Source organism: Enterococcus sp. UD-01 (assembly GCF_044909655.1).
Taxonomy (GTDB): Bacteria; Bacillota; Bacilli; order Lactobacillales; family Enterococcaceae; genus Enterococcus_L.
The window spans coordinates 61718-81691 of sequence record NZ_JBIYEU010000003.1 but is presented as its reverse complement, the minus strand read 5'-3'; the positions used below and the strand labels follow the sequence as shown (position 1 = coordinate 81691).

The 19974-nt window shown below is 41.7% G+C and carries 19 protein-coding genes; 16 read left to right on the top strand and 3 right to left on the bottom strand.

Annotated elements, in window-relative coordinates:
- The first annotated feature begins 191 nt into the window (after nt 1-191).
- The 13 genes from ABH902_RS04025 to ABH902_RS03965 all read left to right on the top strand — a co-directional run bounded on the left by ABH902_RS04025 (nt 192) and on the right by ABH902_RS03965 (nt 14121).
- Nucleotides 192-677 (top strand): AmiS/UreI family transporter, encoded by a 486-nt coding sequence (locus ABH902_RS04025; RefSeq protein WP_404589265.1) that lies wholly within the window; start codon nt 192-194, stop codon nt 675-677.
- A 179-nt stretch (nt 678-856) separates the two neighbouring features.
- Nucleotides 857-1885 carry a LacI family DNA-binding transcriptional regulator gene (locus tag ABH902_RS04020; protein ID WP_404589264.1) on the top strand — a complete coding sequence of 343 codons (1029 nt, stop codon included), beginning with the start codon at nt 857-859 and terminating at the stop codon, nt 1883-1885.
- A gap of 123 nt (nt 1886-2008) precedes the next feature.
- A complete protein-coding gene (locus ABH902_RS04015) occupies nt 2009-3307 on the top strand; it encodes a pyrimidine-nucleoside phosphorylase (protein WP_404589263.1) in 1299 nt (432 codons plus the stop codon).
- A gap of 18 nt (nt 3308-3325) precedes the next feature.
- A complete protein-coding gene (deoC, locus tag ABH902_RS04010; protein WP_404589262.1) occupies nt 3326-3988 on the top strand; it encodes a deoxyribose-phosphate aldolase in 663 nt (220 codons plus the stop codon).
- Between the two features lie 24 nt (nt 3989-4012).
- Nucleotides 4013-4408, top strand: a complete 396-nt coding sequence (locus tag ABH902_RS04005) for a cytidine deaminase (protein ID WP_404589261.1) — start codon at nt 4013-4015, stop codon at nt 4406-4408.
- 603 nt (nt 4409-5011) lie between these two features.
- Nucleotides 5012-6106, top strand: coding sequence for a BMP family protein (locus ABH902_RS04000; protein WP_404589260.1), 1095 nt, complete (start codon nt 5012-5014; stop codon nt 6104-6106).
- A gap of 228 nt (nt 6107-6334) precedes the next feature.
- On the top strand, nt 6335-7900 hold the full coding sequence (locus ABH902_RS03995; protein ID WP_404589259.1) for an ABC transporter ATP-binding protein: 1566 nt from the start codon (nt 6335-6337) through the stop codon (nt 7898-7900).
- A complete protein-coding gene (locus ABH902_RS03990; protein ID WP_404589258.1) occupies nt 7893-9026 on the top strand; it encodes an ABC transporter permease in 1134 nt (377 codons plus the stop codon). The genes ABH902_RS03995 and ABH902_RS03990 overlap by 8 nt, the downstream gene beginning before the upstream one ends.
- Nucleotides 9026-9988 carry an ABC transporter permease gene (locus tag ABH902_RS03985; RefSeq protein WP_404589257.1) on the top strand — a complete coding sequence of 321 codons (963 nt, stop codon included), beginning with the start codon at nt 9026-9028 and terminating at the stop codon, nt 9986-9988. The genes ABH902_RS03990 and ABH902_RS03985 overlap by 1 nt, the downstream gene beginning before the upstream one ends.
- Before the next feature lie 129 nt (nt 9989-10117).
- Nucleotides 10118-11284: a phosphopentomutase gene (gene deoB / locus ABH902_RS03980; RefSeq protein WP_404589256.1), complete on the top strand. Its 1167-nt coding sequence runs from the start codon at nt 10118-10120 to the stop codon at nt 11282-11284.
- A gap of 8 nt (nt 11285-11292) precedes the next feature.
- Complete coding sequence (locus ABH902_RS03975) at nt 11293-12111, top strand: purine-nucleoside phosphorylase (RefSeq protein ID WP_404589426.1); 819 nt, start codon at nt 11293-11295, stop codon at nt 12109-12111.
- Nucleotides 12112-12136: 25 nt separating this feature from the next.
- Nucleotides 12137-12844, top strand: coding sequence for a purine-nucleoside phosphorylase (gene deoD / locus ABH902_RS03970; RefSeq protein WP_404589255.1), 708 nt, complete (start codon nt 12137-12139; stop codon nt 12842-12844).
- An 86-nt stretch (nt 12845-12930) separates the two neighbouring features.
- On the top strand, nt 12931-14121 hold the full coding sequence (locus ABH902_RS03965) for an iron-containing alcohol dehydrogenase (RefSeq protein WP_404589254.1): 1191 nt from the start codon (nt 12931-12933) through the stop codon (nt 14119-14121).
- A 50-nt stretch (nt 14122-14171) separates the two neighbouring features.
- Here the strand turns inward: ABH902_RS03965 and ABH902_RS03960 are convergent, their stop codons facing one another.
- From ABH902_RS03960 to rpiA, 3 genes are all read right to left on the bottom strand, one after another.
- Nucleotides 14172-14858, bottom strand: a complete 687-nt coding sequence (locus ABH902_RS03960; protein WP_154776697.1) for a 2,3-diphosphoglycerate-dependent phosphoglycerate mutase — start codon at nt 14856-14858, stop codon at nt 14172-14174.
- A 196-nt stretch (nt 14859-15054) separates the two neighbouring features.
- The gene (locus ABH902_RS03955; protein ID WP_404589253.1) at nt 15055-15633 is read right to left on the bottom strand and encodes a recombinase family protein; all 579 of its coding nucleotides are present in this window, start codon (nt 15631-15633) and stop codon (nt 15055-15057) included.
- A 120-nt stretch (nt 15634-15753) separates the two neighbouring features.
- Nucleotides 15754-16431 (bottom strand): ribose-5-phosphate isomerase RpiA, encoded by a 678-nt coding sequence (rpiA, locus tag ABH902_RS03950; protein ID WP_404589252.1) that lies wholly within the window; start codon nt 16429-16431, stop codon nt 15754-15756.
- Between the two features lie 345 nt (nt 16432-16776).
- Between rpiA and rpsL the strand changes: the two genes are divergently transcribed.
- The 3 genes from rpsL to fusA all read left to right on the top strand — a co-directional run bounded on the left by rpsL (nt 16777) and on the right by fusA (nt 19889).
- Nucleotides 16777-17196, top strand: a complete 420-nt coding sequence (rpsL, locus tag ABH902_RS03945; protein ID WP_069697083.1) for a 30S ribosomal protein S12 — start codon at nt 16777-16779, stop codon at nt 17194-17196.
- Nucleotides 17197-17252: 56 nt separating this feature from the next.
- Entirely contained in the window at nt 17253-17723 is a 471-nt protein-coding gene (gene rpsG / locus ABH902_RS03940; protein ID WP_069662405.1) for a 30S ribosomal protein S7, read from the top strand.
- A gap of 78 nt (nt 17724-17801) precedes the next feature.
- Nucleotides 17802-19889, top strand: coding sequence for an elongation factor G (gene fusA, locus ABH902_RS03935; RefSeq protein WP_404589251.1), 2088 nt, complete (start codon nt 17802-17804; stop codon nt 19887-19889).
- Nucleotides 19890-19974 lie beyond the last annotated feature (85 nt).

Here is a 19974-nt window from a genome sequence, read left to right as displayed (position 1 = left end):
GATATCATCCTCTCTGTTTTGCTTGTACGGAATAAGTATTTTGAAGACTTTAACATGTGTGACAAGCTCTGTCAATAACCTGTTGGTAAGAGAAAAACGATTTAGAAAATAAAGTGGTTTTTTTCAATCATTTAAAGTAAAATGTTCCAGTAGTAACCGAGCTTTTTTGATAAGTTATTGGAGGGAATGTAGTGTTAGGCGTAGGATTATTATTTGTAGCGATCACGTTAATCAGCAATGGTTATTGCGGCTTAGCTGGCGTGGATAAAAAATCGACAGGTCTAATCAATTTGTTGACAGGAAGTTTATCCTTCATCATCAATACGATTTATTTGTTTAGAGGGGCTTATTATGATGCAGGAACAGGGTATTTATTTGCTTTTACCTATTTGCTGGTGGGGCTAAGTTATGTGTTTGATTTAGATATGCGCGTTTATGGTATATTTGCTTTATTTGTGGCTGTCAATACACTTCCGGCGGCCTATATTTCCTATACGATTGATGGTGACTGGCGCTTTGCTCTGATTTGGCTGTCATGGGGCCTTTTATGGCTGACAGGTTTTATTGAGTATGTATTGAAAAAGGAAATTGGTAAACCAGTGTTGTACTTGGCGATTTTTGAAGGAATTGTTACGTGCTGGATTCCGGGCCTTTTAATGCTGACGAATAACTGGTAAAAACGTTTTGATCGCTTGCTGTCTGAGGATATATAGATATAGGAAAGCAGTGAGCGGTCGTATTTTTTTGAGTAAAGCTATTCTATTCTAAAAAATTCTGCTAAACTAGAGGCATTCGAAAGTTATTTTGAAAACGTTGACATAATTGGTAGGTCTTGTCGATAAAGGGAGAATGAAGGATGAAATTAACGATTAAAGAAATTGCCGATATGGCAGGCGTTTCAGTGACGACGGTCTCGCAGATTTTAAATGACAAAGGAAGCCGCTTTAGCGAGCAGACTCGAAAAAAAGTCTTGGCGGTCGTAGAAGAATATGATTACAAGCCGGATTATTTTGCGTCTAACATCATTACCAGACATTCTAAAACAATCGGAATGATTGTGCCGGATGTGACGGATTTTTTCTTTTCCAAAGTAATTGAAGGGGTTGAAACCTACCTGAATTCACTCGGCTATATGATTTTACTTTGTAATTCCAAGCATGATGAAGAGAAGGCAGCCAAATATGTAAATGAGCTGATGCATCGCTCTGTGGACGGTATCATTTTTGCCACACCGAATATTTTGCCGGCAGACCATGTTTTAAAAAATAAAGGCAAACAGAAAGTGCCGGTTATCCTATTAGACCGCGGGTTAAATCTTCGGGACAGCGGACGTTTAATTGTAAAAGAATACGAAGGAGCCTATCAGGCTGTAAGCTCTCTAATTGATTTGGGGCATAGGCATATCGGGATGCTGAAAGAAAATGAAGGCTACTATCAATTGACTGAACGAGTAACGGCTTACCAGCACGCTTTAAAAGATCACGGAATTCCGATTAGAACGGAATATATGGCTTGTGGCGATTTAAACTTGGGCGGCGGCTATGAAGCGGCTAAAAAGGTATTGCAAAATCCAGAGATCACGGCAATTTTTTGTGGCAATGATGAAATGGCGATGGGCGCTTATCAGGCAATTGAAGAAAGTGGGAAAAAAATTCCCGATGATATTTCAGTTATCGGTTTTGACGGATTGGAAATTTCAGAATATTTAGTGCCGGGTTTGACGACAGTTTATCAGCCGAGCTTTGATATCGGCTATTATGCAGCGACCTTTTTGGTAGAAGCGATTGATCATCCTGAAAAAAAGATTCCAAATAAAATTTTTGATACAACTTTTATTTTAAGAAATAGCACGAAATCGATTGACAAGTCAGGGGATTTGATTTAATGTTCGTGTTATAAGCGTTTTCATTTTATGGAAGCGTTAGTAAACTGTTTTACTAAAAGGTTTAAACGTAAATAAAATTAGTGTATAATACATCCTTGGGGATTGATTTGGAGGCAAAATGGCATGAGAATGGTCGACTTGATCGAAAAAAAACGTGACGGACAAGAGTTAACAACAGCAGAAATTCAGTTCATTGTTTCAGGCTATACTAAAGGAGACATTCCCGATTATCAGATGAGCGCCTTTTTAATGGCTGTTTATTATCAGGATATGACGGATGAAGAGATTACAACTCTTACGTTGGCAATGGCGCATTCCGGTGAAATGATTGACCTTTCTTCAATTAAAGGGATTAAGGTGGACAAGCATTCGACTGGCGGAGTTGGTGATACAACGACATTAATTCTAGCCCCATTAGTAGCAAGTGTCGGTGTCAGTGTCGCTAAAATGTCAGGTCGCGGCTTAGGATATACAGGCGGTACCATTGACAAATTAGAGGCGATTCCCGGGTTTCATGTTGAGCTTTCCGATGAAGCGTTTATGCGTTTGGTAAATGAAAGCCACGTAGCGGTGATTGGACAGTCAAAAGAAATTGCGCCTGCAGATAAAAAGCTTTATGCACTGCGCGATGTAACCGCGACTGTGAATTCAATTCCGTTGATTGCCAGTTCGATTATGAGTAAAAAAATCGCTGCTGGAGCGGATGCGATCGTTTTAGATGTAACCACTGGTGAAGGTGCCTTTATGAAGAACTTGGACGAGGCTCGGCGTTTGGCAGAAACGATGGTACGGATCGGAAACTTGGCGAACCGACAAACAATGGCAGTTATTTCCGATATGTCGCAGCCGCTGGGTGAGGCGATCGGTAATAGTCTGGAAGTCGTGGAAGCAATTGAAACCCTGCAAGGCAAAGGTCCCGCAGATTTAATGGAAATGTGCTACATCTTAGGTAGTCAAATGGTGGTTTTAGCCAAACAGGCGGCTACTCTTGAAGAAGCGCGCGCCATGCTCGAAGAAGCGCTGCAAAGCGGTAAAGCGTTAGCGAAATTCCGCGAAATGATCCGTAATCAGGGCGGCGATGATACCGTGATCGATCAGCCTGAACGGCTATTGACGGCTGAATATCAGGTGGAGCTACCAGCAAAAACCAGCGGTGTAGTTCAAAAGATTGTAGCTAACGAGGTTGGTATTGCAGCAATGCTTTTAGGAGCCGGTCGAGCAACGAAAGAAGCGGATATTGATCACGCGGTAGGAATTAAGCTGCATAAAAAAGTCGGCATGTCGGTTACAGCAGGTGAATCCTTACTAACGATTTATGCGAATTCAACTAATATCGAAGACGTTAAAGAATTATTATATAAAAATATTGAAATCGGCAGTTCTGGGACAGAACCTGAGCTGGTTCATGATATAATATCATAAAGGATGTGGAAGCAGATCATGGAAATAAATCAAATGATTGATCATACTATTTTAAAGGCGGATGCTACAGAAGCCGATGTTTTACGAATTATTGAAGAAGCGAAAAAATACAACTTTTTCTCCGTATGTATTAACCCTTGCTGGGTGTCTTTAGCCAAAGAAGAATTAGCTGGTACAGATGTCGCGGTATGTACAGTGATCGGGTTCCCTTTAGGTGCCAATACTTCTGAAGTGAAGGCGTATGAAGCAGCTGATGCGATTACTAATGGTGCCACTGAAGTGGATATGGTGATTAATGTAGGTGCGTTGAAATCAAAACAATACAAAAAAGTATTGAAAGATATTCAAGCAGTAGTAGAAGCAGCGAAGGATAAAGCCTTAGTTAAAGTCATCATCGAAACAGCATTATTGACAGACGAAGAAAAAGTCAAGGTTTGTGAGTTAGCTAAAGAAGCAGGCGCGGATTTTGTGAAAACTTCAACTGGTTTTTCTACCGGCGGTGCAACTGTGGCGGATGTCGCACTAATGCGTAAAACCGTTGGACCGGACATGGGCGTTAAAGCATCCGGTGGTATTCACAATGAGCAAGAAGCGCGCGCGATGATCGAAGCAGGTGCTACACGCATTGGTACCAGCGCAGGTGTGGCTATTATGGAAGGTGCCAGCGGGACTGGCTATTAATCTAAGAGAGAAAGCGGCGAAAACATGACAGCAAAACAAGAGTGGCTGACGATTGCCAATGATGCATTGACGAAAGCCTACGTTCCTTATTCTCATTTTCCGGTAGGTGCGTGCCTGGTAACCGCTGACGGAAAAACCTATCAAGGGATTAACATTGAAAATGCTTCTTATGGATTGACGAATTGTGCCGAACGGACGGCCATTTTCAAAGCCGTTTCTGAAGGTGAGCGCGAGTTTCAGCATTTAGTGATTTCAGGAAATACGCCTGAACCGATTTCGCCATGTGGCGCGTGCCGCCAAGTGATGGCTGAATTTTGTGCACCGGATATGCCGGTTACTTTACTTGGCGCAAACGGTGTAAAGCTGGAAACAACGGTTGAAAAGCTATTACCGTACGCCTTTACCGAAAAAGACTTATAATCTAGCGTTTCCTTACTACTATTGCTCAATTTATGGGCAAACACGTTCCACTTTTCTAATGATCCAGTTGCACGAGTAAGAACTTTCGGCAATAACGCAAAGAAATGCGCAGGGCAACCCTGCTAACATTTATTCGCTTTTATTGCTCAAGTTCTGAACGAACTCGTTCCACTTTTCTAATGATCCAGTTGCACGAGTAAGAGCTTTCGGCAATAACGCAAAGAAATGCGCAGGGCAACCCTGCTAACATTTATTCACTTTTATTGCTCAAGTTCTGAACGAACACGTTCCACTTTTCTAATGATCCAGTTGCACGAGTAAGAACTTTCGGCAATAACGCAAAGAAATGTGCAGGGCAACCCTGCTAACATTTATTCGCTTTTATTGCTCAAGTTCTGAACGAACTCGTTCCACTTTTCTAATGATCCAGTTGCACGAGTAAGAACTTTCGGCAATAACGCAAAGAAATGCGCAGGGCAACCCTGCTAACATTTATTCACTTTTATTGCTCAAGTTCTGAACGAACTCGTTTCACTTTTCTATTGGTTTCATTCAGTCTTTGGCTGTTGAAAATATAAAACTATTTTAGGGGGCTTTACAGAAATGAAAAAAGCAAAATTATTTGGTTTTAGCTTAGCTGTGCTGGGCTTAACAGTTACGTTAGCAGCATGCGGCGGAGGGAAAAAGGATTCATCTGGCGGTGATTCAAAAGGCGACAAAAACCACAGTGTGGTCGTAGTCACAGACATCGGCGGAGTAGACGACCGTTCATTTAACCAGTCAGCTTGGGAAGGTCTTCAAGAATGGGGCAAAGAACATGATTTGAAAAAAGGTGCAGATGGCTATGACTACATTCAATCCAACGATGCATCTGAATATGTAACGAACATCGATACAGCAGTTTCAAACGGCTTTAAAACAGTTTTCGGTATTGGTTACTTGTTAGCTGATTCAGTAAGTACAGCAGCAGACGCTAACCCAGATACACAATTCGGTATCATTGATAGTGTTATTGAAGGCAAAGACAATGTTGTATCAGCAACCTTTAAAGACCAAGAAGCTTCTTATTTAGCAGGTGTGGCAGCAGCTTACACAACTAAAACAAACAAAGTAGGCTTCATCGGTGGGGAAGAAGGCGCGGTTATTGACCGTTTTGAAGCTGGTTTCCACCAAGGTGTAATCGATACAGCCAAAGAATTAAACAAAGATATCACAGTAGAAGTAGAATATGCTGCATCATTCGGTGACCCTGCTAAAGGGAAAGCCTTAGCCGCTTCTATGTATCAAAAAGGCGCAGACATCATTTTCCACGCTTCAGGCGGTACAGGCCAAGGTGTCTTCCAAGAAGCTAAAGACTTAAACGAAACAGGTTCAAAAGACAAAGTTTGGGTTATCGGTGTAGATAGCGACCAAGATAAAGAAGGTAAATACAAAACAAAAGACGGTAAAGAAGATAACTTTACTTTAACTTCAACACTTAAAGGTGTTGGTGCAGCGGTGAAAGATATTTCTAACCGTGCTATGGAAGATAAATTCCCAGGCGGCGAACACATCGTTTACGGTCTTAAAGACGGCGGTGTTGATTTAACAGATGGTTATCTATCTGATGATGCAAAAGCTGCAGTAGAAAAAGCGAAAAAATCAATCATCGATGGCGACATCACTGTTCCAGAAACACCAAAAGACGTGAAAGAATAATCTAAGCATTTTTGATCAATACGATTTCTTGAAGGTCGAGATTGGGGCGTGCAGCGAAAATTTTGCTGCCGCTCCCAGTCTCAACTTCTCAAGTACTTTAAGCCTTTAAAGAAGGAAAATGAGCCGCTATCCTTTTTCTTCTTTAGGAGCTTAAACGCTGCTTATTTTTGAAATACACGTTTTAAATAGATGCTTTCAAGTGATTAAAATCGTTAGGATGTGAAAAATGTGGCTCAGGAAAGCTATGTAATTGAAATGCGCAACATCACGAAGCAGTTTGGAACCTTTAAGGCGAATGACAACATTAACTTGACTGTTCGTCCGGGAGAAATCCATGCGTTGCTTGGTGAAAACGGCGCAGGAAAATCAACATTGATGAATATTTTGTCTGGGTTATTGGAACCAACGTCAGGTGAAATATTTATGAATGGCTCAAAGGTATCGATTAATGGACCAACCGGTGCGAATCGTTTGGGAATCGGTATGGTGCATCAGCATTTTATGCTGGTAGAGGCCTTTACGGTAACAGAAAATATTGTTCTCGGCAGTGAGCCGACCAACGGCGGCGTGCTGGATCGTAAGAAAGCGAAAGCCGAAATTCTGCGGGTTTCTGAACAATATGGCTTGTCCGTAGATCCTGATGCTTATATAAGAGACATTTCAGTAGGAGCGCAGCAACGGGTAGAAATTTTAAAAACCTTGTATCGCGGCGCAGATGTTCTGATTTTTGACGAGCCAACTGCTGTGTTGACGCCTCAGGAGATTGATGAGTTAATCGAAATTATGCGCGGACTTGTTAAAGAAGGTAAATCAATTATTTTAATCACTCATAAATTAGATGAAATCAAAAAGGTTGCGGATCGTTGTACGGTTATTCGCCGCGGTCAAAGTATTGATACAGTAAATGTGAAAGATGTTTCTTCTCAACAATTGGCGGATATGATGGTGGGTCGCTCTGTTTCCTTCAAAACAGAGAAAAAGCCGGCTGAGCCAAAAGAAGTTGTTCTTTCCATTAAAGATTTAGTTGTTAAAGAAAGTCGTGGTTTAGAAGCGGTTAAACAGCTTAGTCTAGATATTAGAGCAGGTGAGGTAGTGGGAATCGCCGGGATTGACGGCAACGGTCAAACCGAATTGATTCAAGCGTTGACTGGGTTGCGTAAAGCAGAAAGCGGTTCGGTGAATCTGAAAGGCACAGATATTACTAATAAGCAGCCCCGGGTCATTACAGAAGCCGGCGTTGGTCATGTGCCGGAGGATCGCCATAAATATGGACTGGTTTTGGATATGTCTTTAGCCGAAAATATAGCCTTACAAACCTATTACAAAAAGCCGTTAAGTAAAAATGGCGTATTAAATTATAACCAAATCAATGCGTACGCTCGTCAATTAATCGAAGAATACGATGTGCGAACCACTAATGAATTGGTTCCGGCTAAAGCTTTGTCCGGCGGGAATCAGCAAAAAGCGATTATTGCGCGCGAGATTGACAGAGATCCTGATTTATTGATCGTTTCACAGCCGACGCGCGGCTTGGACGTAGGTGCAATTGAGTATATTCATAAACGCTTGATTGAACAGCGGGATAAAAATAAAGCGGTACTGCTTGTCAGCTTTGAGCTGGAAGAAATCTTAAACGTATCCGATCGAATTGCCGTGATTCATGCGGGGGAAATCGTAGGAATTGTTGATCCTAAAGAAACCACAGAAAATGAGCTGGGCTTGTTGATGGCTGGTTATTCTTTAGAAGCAGCAAGAGCAGAATTAAGTAAAGAGGCAGGTGAGGCAGTTGAATAATCAGGGAGAAAAACTTCGTAACGTTCTAGTGCCTGTTTTGTCAGTACTAATGGGTTTTATTCTTGGCGCAATTATTATGCTTATCTCCGGACAAGATCCAATTTCAGGTTATCAGGCAATGCTTAAAACGGCTTTTCAAAGTCCTAAAAGTATTGGAGAAATTTTCGTAACAGCAGCACCGTTAATTCTTACCGCCTTAGGTTTTGCGGTGGCGAATTCGGCTGGCTTCTTTAACATCGGACTTTCTGGACAAGCTTTATGTGGCTGGGTGGCAAGTATCTGGGTGGCGTTATCCATGCCGGAGGCCTCTCGTTGGGTAGTCTTACCATTGGCCGTTATTGTAGGAGCTTTAGCCGGAGCAGTAGCAGCTGCTATACCAGGCTTTTTGCGAGCGTTCTTTGGTACTAGTGAAGTTATCGTTACCATTATGTTGAATTATGTCTTCTTATATACAAGCACTCACATTGTCAATAATGTGATGTCGCCGGATGTGATGAGCAACAAGGGTGTCACCAAAGTCATTGGTGCCAATGCCAGCTTACGGACAGACTTTTTAAAAGAGCTGAGCGGCGGTTCACGTTTGAATATCGGAATTTTTCTTGCTGTGATTTTCTTGGTGCTGATTTGGTTCTTAATGAAGAAAACCACTTTAGGCTATGAAATCCGTTCTGTCGGCATGAATCCTTTTGCTTCAGAATATGCCGGTATGAGCAGTAAACGGACGATTGTTTTGTCTATGGTCATCTCAGGAACCTTAGCTGGTTTAGGCGGCGTGATTCTTGGGCTTGGTACATTTGGCAATTTCTTTGTTCAAGGTTCTTCTTTAAGTATTGGCTTTGACGGAATGGCGATTTCGCTTCTAGGCGCCGGCAGTTCAGTCGGAATTTTCTTGTCCGCACTACTCTTTAGTGTCTTGAAGCTAGGTGGTCAGGGAATGCCGCTGCGTGCAGGTGTTCCAATTGAATTAGTGGATGTAGTCATTGCCGCGATTATTTTCTTTGTCGCTATCAGCTATTTGATCCGCTTCTTATTGGCAAAAGCTTCAGGCAGCAAAAAAGAAGTAGCGGTTGTTGAAGAATTAGCCGGGAAAACAGATCCTACAAGTCAAGAAGGAGGAAAAATCTAATGGATATTGCTTTAATCGCTGTTTTAGCGCCGATTATTACACAAACTTTGGTTTATTCGACTCCTTTAGTTTTTACAGCGCTTGGCGGAACCTTTTCTGAACGGAGTGGGATTGTAAACGTAGGACTGGAAGGGATCATGGTGATGGGAGCCTTCAGTTCGGTCGTATTTAACTTAACCTTTGCTTCAACTTTTGGTGGAGCAACGCCTTGGCTGGCTTGTCTGGTCGGCGGAATTGTCGGTATGCTGTTTTCCTTACTGCACGCGGTTGCGACAATCAACTTAAGAGCTGATCACATTATTAGTGGTACGGTAGTGAACTTGATGGCACCGGCTTTAGGAATTTTCTTAATCAAAGTTATTTATGGAAAAGGACAAACAGATACGATTACTGAATCTTTTGGCTATTTTTCATTTCCGATTTTAAAAGATATTCCGATTCTTGGTGACTTATTCTTCAAGCAAACAACGTTACCGGCTTTCGTTGCGATTCTAGTAGCGATTCTGGCTTGGTTTGTACTTTTCAAAACACGTTTTGGTTTACGTTTGCGTTCTGTAGGTGAAAATCCGCAGGCGGCAGATACGTTGGGGATTAATGTTTATCTGATGCGTTATGCCGGCGTCTTGATTTCCGGTTTTCTTGGCGGTATCGGCGGTGCGGTTTTTGCACAAACAATCGCTGGTCGTTTTGCTGTAACAACCATTGCTGGACAGGGCTTTATTTCAATGGCAGCGATGATTTTCGGTAAATGGAATCCGCTTGGTGCAATGGGTGCAGCCTTGTTCTTCGGTTTTGCGCAAAATATCAGTATTGCAGGGTCCAGCTTGCCGATCATCTCTTCTATTCCAGCGGTTTACTTGCAGGCAGCACCTTATGTTCTGACGATTATTGTACTAGTCGTCTTCTTAGGAAAAGCCTCTGGGCCAAAAGCAAACGGACAAAATTATATCAAATCAAAATAAATAAGTATAAAATAAAAGGGCGGGGCTATGGGAGATTTTCTTCAGTCATGCCCTTTTTGATTAGTAAGTACAAAAAAGCGGCTATAGGTTACGCTGCTATTTTCAATATAAAAAGAAAGAAGGATGGTTATGTTTAAACGTGTGCATTTAATTGTGATGGATTCTGTCGGAATCGGAGAAGCACCTGATGCTGAAAAATTTGGTGATGTCGGCAGTGATACGTTGGGTCATATCGCTAAAGAAGCTGGTTTAACAATTCCTAATTTGGAAAAATTGGGCTTAGGAACGATTGCACCACTTCAAGGAGTGGAGGCAATTCAAGATCATCAAGGCTACGCAACGAAATTAGAAGAAATTTCTGTTGGCAAAGACACGATGACTGGACACTGGGAAATTATGGGCTTGAATATTCAAAAACCATTTCGTGTCTTTCCGGATGGCTTTCCGGAAGAGCTGTTAAAACAAATTGAAGAGTTTTCAGGACGCAAAATCGTTTGTAATAAACCATACAGCGGTACAGCAGTCATTGATGATTATGGCAAACATCAAATGGAAACGGGCGATTTAATTGTTTATACTTCTGCCGATCCGGTCTTACAGATTGCGGCACACGAAGAAATCATTCCGTTGGAAGAATTGTATCGTATTTGTCAGTATGTACGGGATATCACGAAAGATGAACCGTATATGATCGGCCGCATTATTGCACGTCCTTATGTGGGCGAGCCCGGCAACTTTACACGGACAAGTAATCGTCATGACTACGCCCTTGATCCATTTGGACATACAGTCCTTGATTCATTAAAGGAAAACGGCAAGGATGTTATCGCAATTGGCAAAATCAATGATATCTTCAACGGGCAAGGCATTACAGATTCTGTTCGCACCAAGAGCAATATGGATGGCGTAGATCAGTTAATTAAAGTGATGAAACAAGATTTTAACGGCTTGAGCTTTACTAATTTAGTGGACTTTGATGCATTATACGGTCATCGTCGGGATGTTGTGGGCTATGCGCATGCGATTGAAGCCTTTGATTTACGCTTACCGGAAATTATCGATACGTTGGCCGAGGATGATCTACTGATGATTACCGCCGACCATGGAAACGATCCGACCTTCTCTGGTACAGATCATACAAGAGAATATGTACCGTTGCTTGTATTTAGTAAAAAAATGAGCGGTCAAGGCAGCTTGCCGCAAGGACATTATGCCGATATTTCAGCAACTATTGCCGAAAACTTTGGCGTTCCACAAACGGAAAACGGTTTAAGCTTTTTGAATAATTTAAAATAGGAGAAAAAATAATGAAATTAAGTGAAATGTTAAATGAAACAACTACATTCTTAAAAGAAAAAGGGATCGGCGAAGTTGATTTCGGCTTGATCTTAGGTTCAGGCCTGGGGGAATTGGCAGATGAGGTAACAGATGCAGTGGCGATTCCCTTTGCTGATATTCCTTATTTTGCTGTTTCTACGGTTGTAGGACACGCTGGAAAACTGGTTTATGGCACACTTTCCGGCAAAAAAGTTCTAGCGATGCAAGGACGCTTTCATTATTATGAAGGGCATTCTATGCAAAAGGTGACCTACCCTGTACGGGTAATGGCAGCTTTAGGTGCACATTCCATTGTTGTGACTAACGCAGCTGGCGGTGTAAACGAAAGCTTTACACCAGGTAATTTGATGCTGATCACCGACCATATCAACTTTACAGGCGACAACCCGTTAATCGGCGAAAATGAAGATGCGATGGGTCCGCGCTTCCCGGATATGAGTCATGCCTATACAAAAGAATATCAGGAAATTGCTAAAAAAGTTGCTCAAGCGCAAAACGTACCATTACAAGAAGGCGTGTATATCGGTTTTTCTGGACCGACTTACGAAACACCAGCAGAAATCAGAATGGCTCGTGTAATGGGAGCTGATGCAGTTGGTATGTCAACTGTTTCTGAAGTAATTGTGGCAGCGCACAGCGGCATGAAAGTATTAGGTATTTCATGTATCACTAACTTGGCTGCAGGGATGCAAAGTAGTTTGAATCATGAAGAAGTCGTTGAAACAACAGAACGTGTGAAAGCGCAATTTAAAGAGTTAGTCAAAGCGATGTTAGCTGAATTATAAAAAGTGAGAATAAAGGAGAAAAAAGATGAGTGTTCATATCGAAGCGAAGCAAGGCGAAATTGCTGACAAAGTATTATTACCGGGAGATCCGTTGCGGGCGAAATATATCGCGGAAACCTTTTTAGAAGATCCTGTTTGTTATAACCAAGTAAGAGGTATGCTAGGCTATACAGGCGTATACAAAGGAGAACGCGTTTCAGTACAGGGAACAGGGATGGGGATGCCTTCTGCTGCAATTTATGGTCATGAACTAATTAATTCCTATGGCGTGAAAAAATTGATCCGTGTTGGAACGTGTGGCTCTATTTCTGAAAAAGTAGGCGTAAGAGAGTTGGTTATTGCCCAAGCGGCGACTACACCTTCATCAATGATCCGCAATGATTTCCCAAAATATGACTTCCCGCAAATTGCTACCTTTGATTTGTTGTTGAAGGCTTATACAGTTGCACAGGAAAAAGGTTTTAAGACACACGTGGGTAATGTGCTGTCCGACGACGTATTCTATAAAGAAAGTATGGATGAAGTCTTTAAGCTAGGGAAGCTGGGCGTTCTGGCCATTGAAATGGAAGCTGCTGCGTTGTATTATTTAGCTGCAAAATTTGATGTTCAGGCATTGGCGATTATGACGGTTAGCGATAGCATGGTAACCGGTGAAGAAACGACAGCCGAAGAGCGTCAAACCACCTTTAATGACATGATTGAAGTCGGATTGGAAACAGCGCTGCACGGGTAGAAATTTAAAAGAGCTTGAGCTGATTTTTAGCTTGCTCTTTTTCGGTGTATTATTCTATAAAAGAGACATAAATGGAGGATAAAAAGATGGACAACTTTAGATTTCATGTGCCAACAGATATTCGTTTCGGAAAAGATCGTTTAGAAAGTGAATTACCGCAAGTGCTAGATACATTTGGAAAAACAGTTCTATTAGTATACGGCGGCGGCAGTATTAAGAAAAATGGCTTGTACGATCAAATCGTTACGCTGCTTAAAAATAACCAAAACACACTGGTAGAATTAAGCGGAGTAGAACCGAATCCACGAATTGAAACCGTTCGTCGCGGGGTAGAGCTTTGTCGGGAAAATCAAGTAGACGTTATTTTGGCCGTCGGCGGCGGTTCGACGATCGATTGCTCTAAAGTAATTGCGGTAGGCATTTATAGTGATCAAGATGCTTGGGATATTGTTTTAGGCAGACAAGGCTATCAGGGCAAAGGCTTGCCGATCGTCACCATTTTAACGTTGGCAGCAACAGGCAGTGAAATGAATGCCGGAGCTGTTATCTCAAATATGGCGACAAATCAGAAGCTGGGAACGAGCGGCCCGGCAATGGTACCGAAAGTATCATTTCTTGATCCGCAAAATACTTATACCGTGCCGGCTTCACAAACAGCAGCTGGTTCAGCGGATATTTTAAGTCACTTAATTGAAAGCTATTTTAACGTTACGGAAGCAACTGATGTGCAGGATTTTGTTTCAGAAGGCTTGATGCGTTCAGTGATCAAGCACTGTCCAGTCGCACTGAAAGAGCCAGAAAACTATGATGCACGTGCGAATTTAATGTGGGCCAGCAGCATCGCTTTAAACGGTTTGACTCGCGACGGTAAACACGGCGTCTGGTCTTGCCACCCGATGGAGCATGAATTAAGTGCCTTTTATGACATTACTCATGGCGTTGGTTTGGCTATTTTAACGCCGCGTTGGATGGCACATGTATTGTCTGAACAAACCGTTGCTAAATTTGCTCAATACGCTAAAAACGTTTGGGGAATCAACGAAACAGACAGCATGAAAGCTGCGAAGCAAGCCATTCAGGCAACCTATGATTATTTCCAAGCTTGCGGTATTCCAATGACGTTGCCGGAAGTGGGGATTGACGATGAGAAATTTGCCGAAATGGCGAAGCAAGCCGTTGCTCATAGTATGATCAAAACGGCAGCTTTTGTACCGCTTGATGAAGCGGCTGTGGAAGCTATCTATCGTGACTGTTTAACTGAATCAAGCTATGTATAAATAAAAGCTGAAAAACACCGCTAATGCCGAGGCAAAAGCGGTGTTTTTTATTATAGATAATATTTTTTAGCGACTGTTAAATCGTCATTTAATTCATAAACAAGTGGTTGACCTGTTGGGATTTCAAGATCCATGATATCTTCGTCTGAAATTCCTTCGATATGTTTAGCTAAGGCACGTAAAGAGTTACCGTGTGCTGCAACTAAAACTGTTTTGTTGTCCAATAAAGCTGGCGCAATTTGATCTTGCCAGAAAGGTAGAGCACGTTCTAAAGTAACTTTTAAGTTTTCTCCTCCTGGAACATCGCGTTTGTCCAACATAGCATAACGACGATCGTTTGCTGCTGAACCTGGGTCAGTTGCTTCCAAAAGTGGAGGAAGAGTATCATAAGAACGACGCCAAATATGAACTTGTTCATCTCCGTATTTTTCAGCTGTTTCTTTTTTATTTAAGCCTTGTAATTTACCATAGTGACGTTCGTTCAAGCGCCAAGATTTTACTTGTGGTACCCATAATTGGTCTGAGTTTTCCAAGATTAAGTTACATGTTTTGATGGCACGTGTTAAAACTGAAGTGAAAGCAATATCGAATTCAATTCCTGCTTCTTTGATTTTGCGTCCGCCTTCTTTGGCTTCTTCGATTCCTTCAGGTGCTAAGTCTACATCAACCCAACCAGTAAATTGATTCAATGCATTCCATTCACTAAGTCCATGACGAGAAAAAACTAATTTTGGCATGTATAGCTCTCCTTTGAATTGTAGTTTCTGAAACTTTCATTTCTTTTTCTATTGTACACCGTTTTAAAATAGATTTCCATTGAAAATTGGTAAAATCGACCGAAAGCTGTTGTTGATCTATTATAGGAAGAAAAATCGGCTTGAAAAGCAAAAAAACAAGCTTCGCCGGAAAGACGAAGGCTGGCTTTTTTAACGATTAAAATTTGGTCAGCTCTGTTTCTGGCATCTTAATATACTTATAGCAGCTGCCGACTGACACATTGCACTTAGAAGAGATATATTGGATGGTTTCTTTTTTCTCATAATAAAGATGACGGATTTTCTTGATTGTTCGTTTGTCAATTTTAGGTCGGCCGCCGATTTTGCCTTTTTTGCGTGCGTTATTCAGCCCAACCAGCGTTCGTTCCTTAATTAAATCACATTCCATGGCTGACAACCCGTTCATCAGCTTAAAATAAATTTCTCCCATGGGCTGCCGTGTATCGATTCCCTCGTCTAAGCTGATTAAATGAATACCGGAGCCTTTAAAGGTTTGCGTTAGCTCTGTCAACTGCCTTGTTGAACGTCCTAAGCGATTTAAGCGGCAAATAACCAGTGCATCTCCTCTATTTAAAGAGCAAAGGACCTCTTCCAGCTTGGAAATGATCGGTTCTTCATTAATAATATCATAGGTTTCATGGTGGATCTCATCACAGCCGAATTCAGACAGCAAGTTGATTTGAGCAGTTAAATCATCATCAGTAATTGTTGTTCGTGCATAACCAATTGTTTTCATCGTTCGTCCTTTCTGGAATAAAGTAACTACTAAAAATGTAGCATAGAAACGGACGAAATGGTAGAATTATTTTAGCTTTTTTTAATCTGATTCTTATTTTTGAAATCAAATTCCAATGGACTATTGAACTGCTTGAATCGTCCGAGGTCCGTCTGTACCGCCCACGATAACTGTCGAAACAATATTTAAGAATAAGCCGTGCTCTACGACCCCGACTAAATCATCTAAATAGGCGCCTAAAGCATGCGGATCTGTAATTTCTTCCAGATGCAGATCAATAATGTAGTGACCGCCGTCTGTAACCAACGTTTGACCGTCGGCTGTTTGGCGTAAGCTAGGTGCAAAATCCTTTTCTTCAAACAAACGCATCAGCTGCTGACTGCCGTAAGGAACCACCTCAACTGGCAGCGGGAACTTGCCAAGCTTATCAACAAGTTTTGATTCATCGACGATCCAAATATTTTTCTTTGAATACGTTGCCACAATTTTCTCAAATAATAAAGCAGCGCCGCCGCCTTTGATGCCTTGAAAATCTGCACTGATTTCATCTGCTCCATCAATAGTCAGATCCACATAAGGCACTTCATCAATACTCTTTAAAGGAATTCCCAAAGCTTTTGCCTGACGCTCTGTTTCTTTTGAGGTCGTGACACCAACGATTGAAAGATTTTCCTCTTTTACGCGCCGACCGATTTCATCTACCATATATTTTGCAGTGGAACCCGTTCCTAACCCAACGATCATCTGATCTTTTACATATTTTGCCGCTTCAATACCTGCCATTTGCTTAAGATTCATTTAGCTGTTCGCCCCTTTCAAATAATCAAAAATATTATACCGTTAAATAAATGAAAAAGATAGAACGTTTCGTGATTTACAGAAGGACGAAAAAGGCGGCGTAGCACGCGTTAAAAAGATAAAGTGTTTTAATGAAAAAATCGCTGGAAATGGTTGACAGAGCATAAGGATCATGATATCCTAGCAAAGGTGCTTTATCTACAGGTCTCTCATAGGAGACGTGCTGACTGTCTATCGAAGCATAGTTTGATAATGAGTGCAGAGAATGCATTATTTTTTATCGCTAAAAAAGAACCACCTGGATGTGTGGAACTAGATGCGAAAAGAGGAAGGAGGAAACAAGGAATGCCTACAATTAATCAATTAGTACGTAAACCTCGTAAATCAAAGGTGGAAAAATCTAATTCACCAGCGTTGAACAAAGGATATAACAGCTTCAAAAAATCTCAAACGAACGTTAACTCACCACAAAAGCGTGGGGTTTGTACTCGTGTGGGAACAATGACACCTAAAAAACCGAACTCAGCTTTACGTAAATATGCCCGTGTTCGTTTGTCTAACTTAATCGAAGTAACAGCTTATATCCCAGGAATCGGTCACAACTTACAAGAACACAGCGTGGTATTATTACGCGGTGGACGTGTAAAAGACTTGCCAGGGGTACGTTATCACATCGTACGTGGTGCGCTTGATACAGCCGGCGTTACTGATCGTAAACAAAGCCGCTCTAAATATGGTACGAAAAGACCTAAAGCAGCTAAATAATTTGACAATCACTAAGGTAATCTATAAAAAAGAATTTTCGGAAGGAGGAGTTACGGATGCCACGTAAAGGTCCTGTTGCAAAACGTGATGTTTTACCAGATCCAATTTATAACTCAAAATTAGTAACTCGCTTAATCAACCGTGTAATGGTTGACGGTAAACGCGGGATTGCTGCTAATATCATCTATAATTCATTTGATATCATCAAAGAATCTACAGGGAACGACCCATTGGAAGTTTTCGAACAAGCAATGAAAAACGTTATGCCTGTCTTGGAAGTAAAAGCTCGCCGTGTCGGTGGTTCTAACTACCAAGTACCAGTTGAAGTTCGTCCAGAACGTCGTACAACTTTAGGTTTACGTTGGGTTGTTAACTATGCTCGCCTACGCGGTGAACATACAATGGAACAACGTCTAGCGAAAGAAATCATGGATGCTGCCAATAACACTGGTGCTTCTGTTAAAAAACGTGAAGACACTCATAAAATGGCAGATGCTAACCGTGCGTTTGCACATTATCGTTGGTAGAATCCTCTGTGCACGTAGCTTAGGCTGCGGCCTAGTCACAATGAATTGATTTAAATAAAGAGAGGAGAACACCCTAGAATGGCAAGAGAATTTTCGTTAGAAAAAACTCGTAATATCGGAATCATGGCCCACGTTGATGCTGGTAAAACAACAACAACTGAGCGTATCCTTTATTACACTGGTAAAATCCATAAAATCGGTGAAACACACGAAGGTGCGTCACAGATGGACTGGATGGAACAAGAACAAGAACGTGGTATTACGATCACATCCGCTGCGACAACTGCACAGTGGAAAGGCTACCGGGTAAACATCATTGACACGCCGGGACACGTGGACTTCACAATTGAAGTACAACGTTCACTACGCGTATTGGATGGTGCGGTAACTGTTCTTGACTCACAATCAGGTGTAGAACCTCAAACTGAAACAGTTTGGCGTCAAGCAACTGAATATAAAGTTCCTCGTATTGTTTTCTGTAACAAAATGGATAAAATCGGTGCGGATTTCTTATACTCTGTAAACTCATTACATGATCGTTTACAAGCAAATGCTCATCCAATCCAATTACCAATCGGTGCAGAAGACAGCTTCGAAGGTATCATCGATTTAATTACGATGAAAGCTGAAATTTATACAAATGACTTAGGTACTGACATTCAAGAAACTGAAATTCCAGCAGAATACATGGATCAAGCAGTTGAATGGCGTGAAAAATTAGTTGAAGCTGTTGCTGAAACTGATGAAGACCTAATGATGAAATACCTTGAAGGTGAAGAAATTACAATTGATGAATTGAAAGCGGGTATCCGTCAAGCAACAATCAATGTTGAATTCTTCCCAGTATTAGCTGGTTCAGCCTTCAAAAACAAAGGTGTTCAATTAATGCTTGATGCAGTGCTTGACTACTTGCCTTCACCATTAGATATCGATGCAATTAAAGGTATCGACGTGAAAACAGACGAAGAAACAACTCGTCCGGCTGATGACGAAGCACCATTTGCATCACTTGCATTTAAAGTTATGACTGACCCATTCGTTGGTCGTCTAACATTCTTCCGTGTGTATTCTGGTGTCCTTGAAAGTGGTTCATACGTATTGAACGCTTCTAAAGACAAAAAAGAACGTATCGGTCGTATCCTGCAAATGCACGCCAACACTCGTAAAGAGATTGACAAAGTGTATTCAGGTGATATCGCGGCAGCCGTTGGTTTGAAAGATACAACAACAGGGGATACTTTATGTGCGGTTGACGCACCGGTTATCCTTGAATCAATCGAGTTCCCTGAACCGGTTATCCAAGTTGCTGTTGAACCTAAATCAAAAGCTGACCAAGATAAAATGGGCGTTGCCCTACAAAAACTTGCTGAAGAAGATCCTTCATTCCGCGTTGAAACAAACGTTGAAACTGGTGAAACAGTTATCTCAGGAATGGGTGAATTGCACTTAGACGTATTGGTTGACCGTATGAGACGTGAGTTCAAGGTTGAAGCAAACGTTGGTGCTCCGCAAGTATCTTACCGTGAAACTTTCCGTGCGCCTCTTACTCAGGCAGAAGGTAAGTTTGTACGTCAGTCTGGTGGTAAAGGTCAATACGGTCACGTATGGATCGAATTTACACCAAACGAAGAAGGTAAAGGCTTCGAATTCGAAAACGCAATCGTCGGTGGTGTGGTTCCTCGTGAATACATCCCAGCTGTTGAAAAAGGATTAGAAGAATCTATGAATAACGGTGTACTTGCTGGTTATCCTTTGGTTGACATTAAAGCGAAGCTTTATGATGGTTCTTACCATGATGTCGATTCAAATGAAACTGCCTTCCGTGTAGCAGCTTCTATGGCGCTACGTGCGGCAGCTAAAAAAGCAAACCCTGTTATCCTTGAACCAATGATGAAAGTAACAATCACTGTTCCAGAAGATTACTTAGGTGATATCATGGGACACGTTACAAGTCGTCGTGGACGTGTTGAAGGAATGGAAGCACATGGTAACTCACAAATCGTTAACGCGATGGTACCGTTGGCTGAAATGTTCGGCTATGCTACAACATTACGTTCAGCAACACAAGGACGCGGAACATTCATGATGGTCTTTGATCACTATGAAGATGTACCTAAGTCTGTCCAAGAAGAAATCATTAAGAAAAATGGCGGCAGCAACGCTTAATTAAACTGCGTTGATTTAAAGCTATGCTTTTTGAAGGATTTCGGTTAAAATAGTTAAAGATGATCCGGTAGTCGTTGCTATCGAT

Coding starts and splice junctions, on each gene's coding strand:
- ABH902_RS04020 (WP_404589264.1), top strand. CDS start 857: ATGAAATTAACGATTAAAGAAATTGCCGATATGGCAGGCGTTTCAGTG.
- ABH902_RS04015 (WP_404589263.1), top strand. CDS start 2,009: ATGAGAATGGTCGACTTGATCGAAAAAAAACGTGACGGACAAGAGTTA.
- deoC (WP_404589262.1), top strand. CDS start 3,326: ATGGAAATAAATCAAATGATTGATCATACTATTTTAAAGGCGGATGCT.
- ABH902_RS04005 (WP_404589261.1), top strand. CDS start 4,013: ATGACAGCAAAACAAGAGTGGCTGACGATTGCCAATGATGCATTGACG.
- ABH902_RS04000 (WP_404589260.1), top strand. CDS start 5,012: ATGAAAAAAGCAAAATTATTTGGTTTTAGCTTAGCTGTGCTGGGCTTA.
- ABH902_RS03985 (WP_404589257.1), top strand. CDS start 9,026: ATGGATATTGCTTTAATCGCTGTTTTAGCGCCGATTATTACACAAACT.
- deoB (WP_404589256.1), top strand. CDS start 10,118: ATGTTTAAACGTGTGCATTTAATTGTGATGGATTCTGTCGGAATCGGA.
- deoD (WP_404589255.1), top strand. CDS start 12,137: ATGAGTGTTCATATCGAAGCGAAGCAAGGCGAAATTGCTGACAAAGTA.
- ABH902_RS03965 (WP_404589254.1), top strand. CDS start 12,931: ATGGACAACTTTAGATTTCATGTGCCAACAGATATTCGTTTCGGAAAA.
- ABH902_RS03960 (WP_154776697.1), bottom strand. CDS start 14,858: ATGCCAAAATTAGTTTTTTCTCGTCATGGACTTAGTGAATGGAATGCA.
- ABH902_RS03955 (WP_404589253.1), bottom strand. CDS start 15,633: ATGAAAACAATTGGTTATGCACGAACAACAATTACTGATGATGATTTA.
- rpiA (WP_404589252.1), bottom strand. CDS start 16,431: ATGAATCTTAAGCAAATGGCAGGTATTGAAGCGGCAAAATATGTAAAA.
- rpsL (WP_069697083.1), top strand. CDS start 16,777: ATGCCTACAATTAATCAATTAGTACGTAAACCTCGTAAATCAAAGGTG.
- rpsG (WP_069662405.1), top strand. CDS start 17,253: ATGCCACGTAAAGGTCCTGTTGCAAAACGTGATGTTTTACCAGATCCA.
- fusA (WP_404589251.1), top strand. CDS start 17,802: ATGGCAAGAGAATTTTCGTTAGAAAAAACTCGTAATATCGGAATCATG.